This is a genomic window from Bacillus sp. 0909A (assembly GCF_036765115.1).
GTDB lineage: Bacteria > Bacillota > Bacilli > Bacillales > Bacillaceae > Bacillus > Bacillus mojavensis.
Genome location: NZ_JBAIZU010000005.1, coordinates 36,687 through 51,222, shown reverse-complemented (window position 1 = coordinate 51,222; position 14,536 = coordinate 36,687). Strand labels below are relative to the sequence as shown.

The window sequence follows — 14,536 nt, the reverse complement described above, 5'->3', positions numbered from 1 at the left end:
CATATGTTTGTCGCGGCAGCTGAGGAGCTGCTTTTTTTGAGTCTTGCGGTACACTAGGTGCTCTTTCATAAATTAATTTTACCTAATAAAATTCATCTCAATTGAAGCTTGTCCTGAACATTCTTTTATGGTGGGCATCTTCTTTTTAATGATGAACAGGTGAATTTTCTGAGCATAAATCCAATTTTTCCGGAAGTTTCGGTAAAAAACGAAACTTTTAGCGCATGTATTTTACTTTATAATGTAAGCGGTTTCTCTTGTAGTATACTTATACTATCGTACATCATTTGAGTGAAACACAGGAAGGATAGAAAAACAGATGAGATACATGAATACTAGACAAAAAGACATTTTGTATCTGTTGTTATCTGAACCTGATGATTATTTAGTCGTGCAAGATTTCGCCGACAGGGTAAAGTGTTCTGAAAAAACGATCAGGAATGATCTGAAAACGATCGAAGGTTATCTGCATGAACATTCTCCTGCTCAGCTCATTCGCAAACCAGGATTAGGTGTCTATTTAAATATAGAAGAATATGAAAGGGCCCGGTTAACTCAACAATTAGGTACTGAACATTTTGGCTCAAAGCAGCAGTCCGATGAAGAAAGAATTCTGCAAATCGCTTATCAATTATTAATGAACCCAAAACATGTGTCAGCAAAAGAAATTGCCGCTCAGCATTTTTTGAATAAGTCTTCCATCAAAAGGGATTTGCATGAAATTGAAAAGTGGCTGAAGCGATTTGATCTCAAATTGGTGTCAAAGCAGCGGCTCGGTTTAAAGATTGAGGGAAATGAAAGAAATAAAAGAAAAGCCTTAGCCAGAATCTCTGATTTGATTGATAATCCAGAGTTTACAAGTCAATTTATCAAAAGCAAGTTCTTAAGTCATGAAGTGAAATTTGTGGCGAATGAATTCAAAACATTGCAAAAGCACCATTCTATCTATTTCACAGATGAAACGTTCGAGAATTTATTATTGCATACATTGCTGATGATACGCCGAATCAAAATGAAGCAGCCCATCTCGATTTCGCCAACAGAAATGGCAGCAGTAGAAAAGAAGAAAGAATATCAGTGGGCAATGACATGTTTAAAACGGCTGGAAGCGGTTTTTGCCATCCGCTTCCCTAAAGAAGAAGCCGTGTATGTAACGCTGCATATACTCGGCGGAAAAGTTCGTTTTCGAGCTCAGGGAGAAGAGAAAAAGGTTCTGGAAAATCCCTTGCTTCCCATGGTTGTGCGGCATTTAATCGATCGTGTATCAGAGCTAAAAATGCTTGATTTTCATAGTGATCAGGATTTGATCAACGGATTGAACATCCATCTCAATACAGTGCTAAACCGGCTGAATTACGATCTTTCTGTATCAAATCCAATGCTTAATGATATAAAAAAAATGTACCCTTATCTGTTTCATATGATCATTGACGTTCTGGAAGACATCAATCAAACGTTTGCTCTTTCTATTCCTGAGGAAGAGGCCGCTTATCTGACATTGCATTTTCAAGCTGCGGTCGAACGTTTGCACCACAGCAGCGAGAAGCGTAAAAAGGCAATCATCGTCTGCCACATGGGCATTGGAATGTCACAATTGCTGCGAACAAAAATTGAACGGAAATTTCATCAAATCGCGGTGAAGGCCTGTATTGCAAAAGCTGATTTAGCAGATTACACAACAAAGCATGGGGACATAGATCTTGTCATTTCCACGATAGCGTTGGAACATGTGCCGATTCCTCATATTGTTGTATCACCGCTGTTGGAGCCTTCTGATGAGAAGAAACTAAGTGCATTTATGGATCAGGTTGACGTATCGCAACGCCAAATACAAAAAACGTTTAAGATGCTGAATAATACGACTCCTTTCTTAGTTTTTTTGCAGCAAGAGTCAGTTCATCGCTACAAGCTGATTGAGCAAATGGCAATGGTCTTATACGAGAAAGGCTATGTGGAAAAGGAGTATGCCATTCATGCTGTGATGAGAGAAAAAATGTCGGCGACAAACATTGGAGCTGGCATTGCGATTCCTCATGCAAACTCTAAATTGATTAAACAATCAGCGATTGCGATTGCCACATTAAAAGAGCCGCTTGATTGGGGGGCCGAAAAAGTGTCACTCGTCTTTATGCTGGCTGTCAAACACGAGGATCAAAACATGACAAAGCAATTGTTCCATGAACTGTCATATCTGAGTGAGCAGCCGGCATTCATTCATAAGCTGACGAAGGAAACAAATGTTATGAGATTTTTATCTTATTTGGATTATTAAAAGCGGGGCTTCGATGCCCTGCTTTTTTTTGCATATGGAAAAATGCTAGTTTTTCCGGAATTAACGGTAAAAAACAGCGCTTTTACAAGCATGATTTTGATATACAGTTGTTACAGGCCTTATGATTCATACTTTAAAGGAGGACTCGTATGAAACTGTTAGCGATTACATCATGTCCGAATGGAATTGCCCATACATATATGGCGGCTGAAAATCTGCAAAAAGCTGCCGACAGATTAGGCGTCCAAATGAAAGTCGAGACCCAAGGCGGAATCGGGGTGGAAAATGAGCTGACCGGAGAGGAGATTCGTGAAGCAGACGCGATCATTATCGCTGCAGACCGCTCGGTAAACAAAGACCGGTTTATAGGAAAAAAGCTGTTGTCTGTCGGGGTTCAGGATGGTATCCGCAAACCGGAAGAATTAATTCAAAAAGCACTTAGCAGCGATGTGCCGGTCTACCGTTCAGCTTCAAAATCGGAAGCCGGCAATCAACAGGAGAAAAAACAAAATCCGATTTACCGTCATTTAATGAACGGTGTTTCCTTTATGGTTCCATTCATCGTCGTCGGAGGATTATTGATAGCGGTTGCATTGACGCTTGGAGGTGAGAAAACACCGAAAGGCTTAGTCATTCCGGATGAATCTTTTTGGAAAACGATTGAACAGATCGGAAGTGCCTCATTCTCATTCATGATCCCGATTTTGGCCGGATATATCGCGTACAGCATCGCTGATAAGCCTGGGCTTGTACCAGGCATGATCGGCGGATACATTGCAGCGACGGGAAGCTTTTACGGCAGTGCAAGCGGCGCCGGTTTTCTCGGCGGCATCATCGCCGGGTTTTTGGCGGGGTATGCTGCCCTTTGGATCAAAAAATTGAAGGTTCCAAAGGCGATTCAGCCGATTATGCCGATTATTATCATTCCAGTGTTCGCTTCACTAATTGTAGGTTTGGCGTTTGTGTTTTTGATCGGTGCACCTGTAGCCCAAATTTTTGAATCTTTAACGGTATGGCTGGCGGGTATGAAAGGTTCGAGCTCCATCCTGCTGGCATTGATTTTAGGCGCAATGATTTCATTTGATATGGGAGGCCCCGTAAACAAGGTGGCATTCCTGTTTGGATCGGCCATGATCGGAGAAGGAAACTATGAAATTATGGGACCGATTGCCGTCGCCATTTGTATACCGCCGATCGGCCTAGGGATTGCAACGTTTTTTGGAAAAAGAAAATTTCAGGAGTCGGAAAGAGAAATGGGAAAAGCATCATTTACAATGGGGCTTTTCGGCATCACTGAAGGAGCCATTCCATTCGCGGCACAGGATCCGCTTCGCGTTATTCCGGGGATTATGGCAGGTTCTATGACTGGTTCTGTGATCGCTATGATCGGCAATGTCGGAGACAGAGTAGCACACGGCGGGCCCATAGTTGCAGTACTAGGCGCCGTTGATCATGTATTGATGTTTTTTATTGCAGTGATTGCCGGATCTCTTACCACCGCTCTTTTAGTTAATGTACTAAAAAAAGATATTCCGGTTTCTTCACCCGCCGGGCTGAGTGAAGCTGCAGCAGCGAATGACGTTCCGCAACAGCACAATGAAGCGGAAAGCAGACAGATGGAGAAGACGGATATTCACAAGCTGACAGACATTATGAGTATAGATCTGATTGAACCAACTTTATCAGGCGAAACCAGAGATGACATTATTGATGAAATGATTCAAAAATTGTCCCGAACAGGTATGCTGCATTCAGAGAGCGGTTTTAAACAAGCGATCATGAATCGCGAACAAGAGGGGACAACGGCGATTGGCATGAATATCGCGATTCCGCACGGGAAGTCTGATGCGGTCAAGAAGCCTAGTGTAGCATTCGGAATCAAACAATCAGGCATTGACTGGAACAGTCTTGATGGATCAAAAGCAAAGTTAATCTTTATGATCGCTGTACCGAAAGATAGCGGAGGGAACCAGCATCTGAAACTGTTGCAAATGCTATCTCGAAAACTGATGGATGACAGCTATAGAGAAAGGCTGCTCTCTGTGCAGACAAAAGAAGAAGCATACAAACTCCTGGATGAAATCATATAAAGGGGGGGGATTTTCATGATGGCTGAACCGCTATTTTTCAAGCCTGTTTTCAAAGAAAAGATTTGGGGCGGCACCGCTTTGGCTGCTTTCGGCTATGACATTCCGTCAGAACGAACGGCGGAATGCTGGGCTTTTGCAGCACATCAAAATGGACAAAGCATTGTTCAAAACGGGATATACAAGGGGCTTACGCTCAGCGAATTATGGGACCATCATCGGCATTTATTCGGACATCTGAAGGGGGACCGTTTCCCTCTTCTCACAAAAATACTGGATGCCAATCAAGACTTATCCGTTCAGGTGCATCCGAAAGATGAGTATGCAAAAATGCGTGAAAAAGGGGAGCTCGGAAAAACGGAATGCTGGTATATCATAGACTGCCAAGAAGATGCAGAAATCGTTTATGGCCACAACGCAAAAACAAAGGAAGAACTGATCTCGATGATAGAAGTTGGAAAATGGGACGAGCTCCTGCGACGCGTAAAGGTAAAACCGGGGGATTTCTTCTATGTGCCAAGCGGCACCGTTCATGCGATTGGGAAAGGCATTCTCATTTTAGAGACGCAGCAGAATTCCGATACTACCTACAGATTATATGATTATGGCCGAAAAGATACAGAAGGCAATTTGCGCGAGCTCCATTTGGAAAAGAGCATAGATGTGATAGACGTACCATTTGAACCGGATCAGCAAACGGTTCAATATGAACAAACAGATGATTTGCACAGAGCCGTATTGATTGAGTGCCCTTATTTTTCAGTGGAAAAGTGGGATTTAACAGGATCAGCAAGTTTAAAACAGCAAAAATCATTCCTTCTTGTCAGCGTCCTCGAAGGAGAAGGCCGGATAATCTCCGGCGAGCATACATATGACTTTAAAAAAGGAGATCATATGTTGCTGCCTTACAGGTTTGGGGAATTCAAACTCGCAGGGGATGCGGAGTGTATCGTATCTCATCTGTAAAATAAAACTTTATACCAGTTTCATTTTTGATATAAAGAACAAACCATCCATAGTGATATCTCTTTGAGCTAAATGAATAGTTAAATATAAAAAGATACCACTGGTATCTTTTTTCACGCTTCAATCTTATTTGAGCAAAAGAGAAGACGAAATGTGTTTCTGATTGATTTGTTTGTAAAAAAAAAAGCTATCCTATTATAAACGCAGGTTTTTTTATTTCATGCGCAAAATCATCTTTGGGTATGTCACGTTGGCTATTTCAAATGTGTCTTTCCCGAAACCCAACTTTTGATCTGACAAGTTTTATAGGAAAGAATGTAAAGGATGATCTACATGAAATATGATAAAGTATTTTTAAAGCGTTAGTTGTTGAAGGAATATTTTGATAAGAGGTGTATTTATGAGGTTTGATGAATTTGCGATTGGACAAGTATTTCATACAAAGTCTTTTAGGGTAACAAAAGAAAATGTAATGAGGTTTGCGGAAGAATTTGACCCTCAATATATGCATGTAGATGAGGAAAAAGCGAATCAAGGCAGATTTAATGGTATCATCGCTTCTGGGATACAAACGTTAGCCATTTCTTTTAAGCTGTGGATTGAAGAGGGTTACTATGGCGACGATATTATCGCTGGAACAGAGATGAATCATATTAAATTCATAAAACCCGTGTATCCAGACGATGAATTGCATTCAGTTGTTGAAGTGGTAGATAAGAAACCAAAGAAAAGTGGAACGGGAATACTTACTGTATTGATATTTACTTATAATCATAAAGAAGAGAAAGTATTTGAAGGTGAGTTATCAGTATTGATTAAGCAGTGACTAATGGAACATTAAAGGCTTTTCATCATTAATTTGATATGGATATCAATGTTAAAGGCTCATCTTAGAAAGAAACATACCAAATCATATTGGTATGTTTTTTTATTCATGCATTTTTTTATGGAACCTGTCATTCCTGCAATGACAGGAAGCAGAGTAGATACCTTGCATCAAGGCAGTAAAGCAAAGAGAATTGGCGGTTTGACAGAAAAGAAAATTAGAACTTACTACTCTCCTTTACCACCTTCATTTTGCTTCCTTTTATGTAGGTGAAACACACTCCGCCGACAGTAACTATTCCGCCTAGCAGTGAGATAAATGCAGGCATTTCGCCTATCCACACCCAGGAAATCACCAGTGTCAAAGCAGGCGTTACATAGAGTGAAATCGTTGCTTCAGAAGGACCGACGATTGAAGTGACATATGCAAGCGCAAAGTATGGAATGACCGTCGGAAATAAACCTAAGTAAACGATAGACAATGTGGAGTTCATTGAGGCGAGTATAAACTCTCCCCATAAACCTGGAAGAAAAACAAGCATTGGTATGACTGCACCCCAAATTGTGAACGTTACAAATGGAATAAATCCATACTTTTTTATATAGCGGGCTTGAAAAACGAAATAAATACTCTCTGCAAAAGCTGCCAGCAGGATAAGCAAAATCCCTTTCATTGAATGCGTATGATCTCCTGCCCCAAATGAAATAAATGATACACCCAATAAACTAATGATAGAGCCAATCCATTTAGAAAAACCAAAATGTTCACCAAAAAACAGTCGAGATAACACCGCAGAAAAGATTGGTGCTGTGGTTACGAGTAAGCTTGCAATCCCGGCACTAACTGTCTTTTCACCGATATTAAGCAAAAGATGATATAGTGCAAAACCTAAAAACCCTAATAATAAGATGACAGGGACATCTTTCATGTCAGGTAAGCGCATTTTAGTCAGCACAGCAAAAAGTAACAACGCCATAGATCCGATTAACAAACGAAATAAAGCAAGGTGTTCTGGTGTATAGTATTCCAAACCTACACGAATTCCAGGAAAAGCTGATGCCCACAAACCAATCATAAGACTGTAAGATATAATCAGTTGAACCGTTTTCTTTTTCATGATCTTCACTCCTTCTCTACAAAAACCAACCAGTGATTTAGTGTGTTATATACTAATAGAGATTTGATAAAATGACTTCAACCAGTTACGCAATTTATGACCCAACCACTTAGTAGAAGGAGACTGCTTTTGATGAGCTTTACAGAAGAAAAAACGAATAGAAAGCTTCCTAAGTACTTACAAATTATTGACTATATAAAAGAGAAAATAGGAAATGGAGAGTGGCCGATTGGAAGTAAGATTCCTAGTCAGCGAACGCTTGCAAAAGACTTTCATGTAAATCGAAGCACGGTTATCACAGCGTTAGAGGAATTGATGGCAGATGGGTTGATTGAAGGCAGAATGGGTAAAGGGACAGTTGTCATCAACAATACTTGGACACTGTTGGCTAAGAATTCTGCACCTAATTGGGAGAAATATGTAACTTCGGGAATCCAGCAGCCAAGCCGAAGAATTGTTCAGGAGATCAATAAATCAGAATCAAATGCTGATCTTATACAGCTCAGCAAAGGAGAACTTTCAAATGAGATTTTTCCTTTGTCTGCTATGAAAGAGATTATGGGCAAGGTATCTCAAAATATAGAGGCGTTCGGATATGAGGAACCAAAAGGATACTTACCCTTAAGAGAGGCATTGAGTGTTTATTTAAAAACAATCGGAATTCAAGCTTCTCCATCATCCATTCTTATTGTTTCAGGAGCACTGCAAGCCTTACAGCTTATATCAATGGGGCTTTTACAAAGAGGATCAACTGTTTTTCTTGATCAGCCATCTTATCTTTATTCATTACATGTATTTCAATCAGCCGGAATGAATCTGACTGGACTTCCTATGGATAAAGAGGGGCTTTTGCCAAACCATATTCATATGACAAAGGGAGAACGGGGGAGAGCCATATTATATACAAACCCTTGTTTTCAAAATCCGACTGGTATCTTAATGTCAGAAGAGCGGCGGAAAGAAATCCTTACAGCAAGCGAAAAAACACAGCTTCCCATTATTGAAGATGACATATATCGTGAGCTGTGGATAGATGAAAACCCGCCATATCCTATTAAAACAATAGATAAAAACGGGCATGTGCTATATGTAGGAAGTTTATCGAAAACGCTAAGCCCCGGCTTAAGGATTGGATGGATAGTCGGACCAGAACCAGTGATTGAACGTTTATCTGACATTAAAATGCAGACAGATTACGGATCCAGTTCGTTATCTCAAAGAGTTGCGGCCGAATGGTTTACATCTGGCCAATATCAGCGACATTTAGAACGTGTGAGACATCAATTAAAGATAAGAAGGCAATTTGTTACGAGCGCTTTAGAAACCAATATGAAGAATGCAGCTGTTTGGACTATTCCAAATAAAAAAGCCTTAACAAAAGGGATTCTTCTCAATCTTGGCAGTATCTATGCTCAGGAAAAAGGCAATTATATTCGCTTGTCATACGCTTATGCATCCCTTGAAGATCTCCAAAAGGGAATTTATGAATTAAGTTTGATCATTAAGGAACTGGCAAGTAAATAAATATGCATTCAATGTTGAGAACCTATCTATCAAGCAATGTTGGTATGTTTTTTATTTTTATGCGTTCTTAGAAATGTAAGATGAATATGTAGAGGAGTAGGTATCTCCTCATCTTTACTGGCTGTTCTAAAAAACAGAAGTGTCTCTTAAAAGAGGGGAATTCTTTTATTGATAAAATAAAAGAGAGAAAGTGATAGGAGGGATACAGTTTGCAGGAGGTAAAAAAAGAACAATATAGTGATGTCAAAAGATTGATCCATCATAAAGAAACATGTTGTCCGACATTTGTTTATTCAATATTAGAACAAACCATTCCAGGAGTTGTTTATGAAGATGATCAATCGTTTCTGATAGGAACCAGCTCAGGAATTTATTATGTTGCAGGGGATGAAAGGAATCAAAATGTCAATGAATATATCGTTGATTTATACAATAAGAGAGCAGAATCCAAAAAAAGATTCACTCTGTTTTCTCCCAATCGTTCATGGGACAGTGTTGTAAAAACTGTACTGCATGATGAATTGAACCAAATGATGCGATATGCGTTTTCTCAACAAATTTCTGCCAAAAAGGCTTTTCAGCTTCCAAAGGGATTTACATTAAAAAGAATAAATGAAGATATCATCCCAACCAGCACTGAATTTCAAAAAGCTTATTATGAGGAGTATTGGGGTTCAGTCTCGAATTTTTTAAAAAACGGATTTGGATTCGCTGTTTTGTATGACAATCATGTTGTCAGTGAGTGCACTTCCATATTTCTAGGCGGCGATCATGCGGAAATGGATATCTATACAAGCGAAGAATATAGAGGGATGGGGTTCGCTTATATTGCTGGGAGTGCCTTTATAAATGATTGTCTCGAAAAAGGCGTGACCCCTAGCTGGGATTGTGATGTCAGCAACAAGTCATCTATTCATTTAGCAAAAAAACTTGGATTTGAGATATCGACCAAATACTCCATCTTTTTTAAAAAATCAGGTTAAAAAACCCTTCTTAGGAAGGGTCTTTTCTTGAGCACCAAGCTGTTTTAAAATGAATATGATTCGCCATCATCCGGTACCAGTACATGAGATGACATGCCTTTTTCATGAATAAAGCTTTTTAATTCTTCTTTAGATAATGCCCAATGGTTGACAGTCTCCATATCAATGAAATCCCTTTATAAAAAGCTTTATCAAAAGGGATTCTTCTCAATCTCGGCAGTATCTATGCTCAGGAAAAAGGGGATTATGTTCGCTTATCATATGCTTATGCATTGCTTGAAGACCTTCAAAAGGGGATTTATGAATTGGTTTGATGATTAAAGAATTGGCAAGGAAGTAAGGTGAAAGAAAAAAAGTTGGAGCCGGGCTAAAAGATCACACACCAAACATATAGGTTCTTATGAAACAAGCGGTGATGGCACACCAATTAACATCTGCTTCAGTGGAAAATTCCACTATTTTTTAAAAACTGTTGACATTTGAACATCCATATTCTATTATTATCTCATATTCAAGATATTTTAATTCAAGGTAAATAGCCATGACCAAGCGTAAACCTGCTTGTATATAGAATCTCAATCCTTCTAATGTGATTTTTTTTAAAATAATATCTCGAATTCGAGATAAAAGAGGAGTGGCGTAAATGGCTGAATTTTCACAGCTAGTCCAAGAAAGAAGATCTGCAAGCAACTTCCTATCGGATCATCCAATCACGAAAGAAGAACTTAATGAGATGTTTGAATGGGTTGCATTGGCTCCATCGGCTTTTAATTTACAGCATACAAAATATGTGACGGTTCTAGACCCGGGTGTAAAAGAAAAGCTGAAACAGGCCGCAAACGGACAATATAAAGTGTTTAGCTCATCTGCGATTCTTTTGGTATTAGGAGATAAGCAGGCATATCAGCAAGCGGCTGACATCTATGAAGGATTAAAGGTGTTGGGGGTGCTAAATAAGCAAGAGTATGACCACATGGTTCAAGACACCGTTTCATTTTATGAAAGCAAGGGAGAACAATTTAAGAGGGATGAGGCGATAAGGAATGCTTCACTTTCTGCAATGATGTTTATGCTGAGTGCTAAGGAAAAGGGCTGGGACACCTGCCCTATGATCGGCTTTGATGCTGAAGCCGTGAAACGGATTTTGAATATAGATGATCAATTTGAGGTTGTCATGATGATTACAATTGGGAAAGAAAAAACAGAGAGCAGAAGGCCGCGCGGTTACCGGAAACCTGTAAATGAGTTTGTTGAGTATATCTAAATGAACATGTAAAGGAGCGGGTAAAAATGGCTAAAACAACGATGGGAATACATCATATTACAGCAATTGTCGGTCACCCTCAAGAGAACGCAGATTTTTACGCAGGAGTCCTGGGGCTTCGATTGGTCAAGCAAACTGTCAATTTTGATGATCCAGGTACGTATCATCTTTATTTTGGAAATGAAGGCGGGAAGCCGGGAACAATCATCACCTTCTTTCCGTGGACAGGAGCCCGCAAAGGCATCATTGGGGACGGTCAAGTTGGCGTGACTTCTTATGTCGTGCCGAAGGGAGCTATGGCTTTTTGGGAAAAGAGACTTGAAAAGTTCAACGTTCCATACACCAAAATCGAGCGTTTTGGAGAACAATATGTAGAATTTGATGATCCGCACGGTCTGCACTTAGAAATCGTGGAAAGAGAAGAAGGAGAAGCCAATACGTGGACGTTTGGAGATATAACACCTGATGTTGCCATTAAAGGCTTTGGCGGTGCAACCCTGTTATCAGCACAGCCTGATAAAACCGCTGAGCTATTAGAAAATATCATGGGACTGGAACAAGTCGGCAAGGAAGGTGACCTCGTTCGTTTTCGTTCTGCCGGTGATATCGGAAATGTGATTGACCTTAAATTAACGCCTATTGGCCGCGGACAAATGGGAATCGGCACGGTGCATCACATCGCTTGGCGTGCTAGCGATGACGAAGATCAATTAGATTGGCAAAGATATATTGCTTCTCACGGATACGGTGTGACTCCTGTTCAGGATAGAAATTATTTTAATGCGGTTTACTTCAGAGAACATGGGGAAATCCTGTTTGAAATCGCAACTGATCCGCCGGGCTTTGCTCATGATGAATCACCAGAAACAATGGGTGGAAGGTTGATGCTCCCTGTGCAGTATGAACCGCATCGAACACAAATTGAACAAGGGCTGCTGCCGTTTGAAGTGAGAGAGTTAGACGGATTGTAATAACGCACGAAGAGAAATAAAGAGACATATATTCAATAGATGACCGCTGGAAGTTACTGGAGGTAAGTAACATGACGTGCTGCCTTTCAGCACATCATGTTACATCAAAAATAAGGAGAGATAAAAATGGAAGATGCAGGACTATTGCTTATTCGTATTATGATTGGTGTGGTGTTTCTGTTTTATGGATCACAAAAATTATTCGGCTGGTTTGGCGGATACGGAATTAAAGGAACCGGACAATGGTTCGAATCAATTGGGGTTAAACCAGGTAACGCCGCGGCCGCTTTATCAGGTCTTGGGGAATTAGTAAGCGGAATTTTATTTATTTTAGGTGTATTCCTCCCGCTTGGAGCTGCTATCATAACGATCATTATGTTAGGTGCCATCGTAAAAGTCCATGGAGCGAAAGGATTTGCAAATGGTGCGGGCGGTTTTGAGTATAACGTGGTGCTGATTGCAGTCTCCATCGGGGTTGCACTCATCGGTTCAGGGGCTTACGCTTTGCATTTTTAATACGAAAGTATGTAAGAACAGTTACTGGCAAGCGGTAACTGTTCTTTGTTTTTTCCATTTTCGTGCAAGCTTGCAGGTAAAAGCAAAAAAGCGGATATCATTAATATAAATGTGTATAGTGAATAATACGTATCGATGAGCTTGGTCATGAAAGACAGACCAATTTGAAGGAGTAAATGGATGAAAGAGATGACAGAATTACATTCATTAGATGCTATAGAGCATTTTATTAAGCAGCATCAATTCAGCTTTATCTATATATCAAGACCCGGCTGTACAGTATGTCATGCTGTTCTGCCGCAGCTCAGAATATTATTAGATCAGTTTCCAAACATCACATTGGGGCATATCAATGCTGATGATGTAGAAGAGGTCGCCGGCCGATTTTCGGTCTTCACCGTCCCTGTGCTTCTTTTGTTTATCGATGGGACTGAGTTTCTGAGAGAAGCTCGTTTTGTTCATTTTGAACAGCTCGAAGAAAGGCTGAAAAGGGTTTATCGGTTATATGAAGATGAATAAAGCTTTACGCTTTCCAAATGAAAAGGAGCTCTCTGAAATGGGGCTGGAGCAAATGAATCAAGATGTTCTGTATCATACATGAGGATCAATCAGGGGGATATAAATGATTTCCTCATTTCATCATATCTTCAGCCGTCATCTAGTAGAATATCATTGGGCTTGCATAGAAACATCACATCAAACTCCAGCAAAATCATTTCTAAACAAACCAATAAGTGAAGCAAGAAAGGGTGTTACAAGGTGTAGCATCCTTTTTGATTTTTTAGAAATAGTAATATTCAAATAATGTAGGAAAGGGCTTTATTTATGAAGAGCAAAGATGTTAAGAAAGAAGGGCATCATCGTGGGGATCGTCACAAGGGCAGAGGCGATTCACATCATCATGGACCAAAAACTTTTCGCCGCGGCAGGGCCATTGCATTTTTAGAGATGATGCATTTTTTTCTCTTATATCCCTACAGTCTTTTATGCTGGTTTGCAGGAAATCTTTTTCTCTTATCGAATGATAGAGAGCAGAAGCTTAAAACGGGTTATTGAAGAGCTTTTCATTTGTACGCAGTGAGTGTCCGGCATTGGCTGGACTTTTTTTATAAGGAGGAATACAGGATGGCGTTAACTTTGGAAGATATGTCTGTGGAAGAGTTTAAAGCATTTCGCGGGATGTCCGTGCAAAATTATGCGAAACAAAACATAGCGTCGGGAACTTGGACAGATAAAGAGGCGATTGAGAAAGCGGAGCAAGCATATGAGAAAATGATTCCGGATGGACGAAACAGCAGCAATCACAACTTTTGGAACATTACAAATGAACAAGGGGAAAGGATAGGCTGGCTCTGGCTGTATGCTGATCCGCTCCATCCACAAAAGGAAGCGTTTATTTATTCCTTTGGATTATATGAAGCCTATCGCGGAAAAGGGCTGGCTCAATTGGCGCTTCAAACGCTGGATGAAAGAGCAAGAGAGATTGGCGCGGAAAGACTTGCGCTTCATGTGTTTGCGCACAACGAGACAGCCGTCTATCTCTATCAGAAGATGGGCTATGCCATGACCAATATACGTATGCGGAAACAGCTGTGCTGACTCCAGACGCTTACTTAAGCGACAATATGCCAATGTAGATGTTTAGAGTCCTGGTAAGCTCCTAATTTGGTGATCACACGGCATGCGCCTTTTTCTTCCGTTACCATTGAAGCGACCTTTTGAATGACTCCCATTCATTGAAGAAGCAAACCATGGTCATGCTCTTCCAGGGTGATCAGTGGGGAGATATGTTTCTTAGGGACAGCCACAATATGGACTGGATAAAAAGGCTTTGTATGATAGTATGCCAATACGTTATCTGTCTCTATTGCCTTATTCACTTTCGTTTTGCCGCTAAAAACCTCATCACAGTAAAAGTCTTCAGTCATATGATCCATCCTCACTTTTTTTGTTTCATTTAATAATCTTCTGCATTTCTTCATCACCTCCCTTCTTTTGTGGGATTCCATT

General features: G+C 40.3%; 13 protein-coding genes and 3 pseudogenes. 13 read left to right on the top strand and 3 right to left on the bottom strand.

Annotated features, from left to right (window positions below):
• Positions 1-319: 319 nt before the first annotated feature.
• The 4 genes from V6D42_RS16615 to V6D42_RS16600 all read left to right on the top strand — a co-directional run bounded on the left by V6D42_RS16615 (position 320) and on the right by V6D42_RS16600 (position 6,151).
• Positions 320-2,272, top strand: a complete 1,953-nt coding sequence (locus tag V6D42_RS16615) for a BglG family transcription antiterminator (protein ID WP_333513974.1) — start codon at positions 320-322, stop codon at positions 2,270-2,272.
• Positions 2,273-2,421: 149 nt separating this feature from the next.
• Positions 2,422-4,362 carry a PTS fructose transporter subunit IIABC gene (locus V6D42_RS16610; protein ID WP_333513973.1) on the top strand — a complete coding sequence of 647 codons (1,941 nt, stop codon included), beginning with the start codon at positions 2,422-2,424 and terminating at the stop codon, positions 4,360-4,362.
• A 15-nt stretch (positions 4,363-4,377) separates the two neighbouring features.
• On the top strand, positions 4,378-5,325 hold the full coding sequence (manA, locus tag V6D42_RS16605) for a mannose-6-phosphate isomerase, class I (protein ID WP_333513972.1): 948 nt from the start codon (positions 4,378-4,380) through the stop codon (positions 5,323-5,325).
• 400 nt (positions 5,326-5,725) lie between these two features.
• Entirely contained in the window at positions 5,726-6,151 is a 426-nt protein-coding gene (locus V6D42_RS16600; protein WP_326332639.1) for a MaoC family dehydratase, read from the top strand.
• 217 nt (positions 6,152-6,368) lie between these two features.
• Here the strand turns inward: V6D42_RS16600 and V6D42_RS16595 are convergent, their stop codons facing one another.
• Positions 6,369-7,268 (bottom strand): DMT family transporter, encoded by a 900-nt coding sequence (locus V6D42_RS16595; protein WP_333513971.1) that lies wholly within the window; start codon positions 7,266-7,268, stop codon positions 6,369-6,371.
• A gap of 132 nt (positions 7,269-7,400) precedes the next feature.
• On the opposite strand from V6D42_RS16595, the gene V6D42_RS16590 reads away from it, so the two are divergent.
• Both V6D42_RS16590 and V6D42_RS16585 read left to right on the top strand, forming a co-directional pair.
• On the top strand, positions 7,401-8,792 hold the full coding sequence (locus tag V6D42_RS16590) for an aminotransferase-like domain-containing protein (RefSeq protein WP_333513970.1): 1,392 nt from the start codon (positions 7,401-7,403) through the stop codon (positions 8,790-8,792).
• A 209-nt stretch (positions 8,793-9,001) separates the two neighbouring features.
• A complete protein-coding gene (locus V6D42_RS16585) occupies positions 9,002-9,775 on the top strand; it encodes a GNAT family N-acetyltransferase (RefSeq protein ID WP_333513969.1) in 774 nt (257 codons plus the stop codon).
• Positions 9,776-9,819: 44 nt separating this feature from the next.
• Here V6D42_RS16585 and V6D42_RS16580 read toward each other — a convergent pair.
• Positions 9,820-9,936 (bottom strand): annotated as a pseudogene (locus tag V6D42_RS16580) (MBL fold metallo-hydrolase); the annotation flags it as partial.
• On the opposite strand from V6D42_RS16580, the pseudogene V6D42_RS20370 reads away from it, so the two are divergent.
• From V6D42_RS20370 to V6D42_RS16550, 7 genes and pseudogenes are all read left to right on the top strand, one after another.
• Positions 9,932-10,115, top strand: a pseudogene (locus V6D42_RS20370) (PLP-dependent aminotransferase family protein); the annotation flags it as partial. The pseudogenes V6D42_RS16580 and V6D42_RS20370 sit on opposite strands and share 5 nt — an antisense overlap.
• Positions 10,116-10,418: 303 nt before the next feature.
• A complete protein-coding gene (locus tag V6D42_RS16575) occupies positions 10,419-11,039 on the top strand; it encodes a nitroreductase family protein (protein ID WP_333513968.1) in 621 nt (206 codons plus the stop codon).
• A 26-nt stretch (positions 11,040-11,065) separates the two neighbouring features.
• Entirely contained in the window at positions 11,066-12,010 is a 945-nt protein-coding gene (locus V6D42_RS16570) for a ring-cleaving dioxygenase (RefSeq protein ID WP_333513967.1), read from the top strand.
• A gap of 126 nt (positions 12,011-12,136) precedes the next feature.
• Positions 12,137-12,526 (top strand): DoxX family protein, encoded by a 390-nt coding sequence (locus tag V6D42_RS16565; protein WP_268454944.1) that lies wholly within the window; start codon positions 12,137-12,139, stop codon positions 12,524-12,526.
• 180 nt (positions 12,527-12,706) lie between these two features.
• Entirely contained in the window at positions 12,707-13,045 is a 339-nt protein-coding gene (locus tag V6D42_RS16560) for a thioredoxin family protein (RefSeq protein ID WP_010333167.1), read from the top strand.
• A 306-nt stretch (positions 13,046-13,351) separates the two neighbouring features.
• Positions 13,352-13,582, top strand: a complete 231-nt coding sequence (locus V6D42_RS16555; RefSeq protein WP_333514099.1) for a hypothetical protein — start codon at positions 13,352-13,354, stop codon at positions 13,580-13,582.
• Positions 13,583-13,651: 69 nt separating this feature from the next.
• Complete coding sequence (locus tag V6D42_RS16550; RefSeq protein ID WP_333513966.1) at positions 13,652-14,125, top strand: GNAT family N-acetyltransferase; 474 nt, start codon at positions 13,652-13,654, stop codon at positions 14,123-14,125.
• Positions 14,126-14,139: 14 nt separating this feature from the next.
• On the opposite strand, the pseudogene V6D42_RS16545 reads toward V6D42_RS16550, so the two are convergent.
• Positions 14,140-14,454 (bottom strand): annotated as a pseudogene (locus V6D42_RS16545) (HIT domain-containing protein).
• Positions 14,455-14,536: the final 82 nt, after the last annotated feature.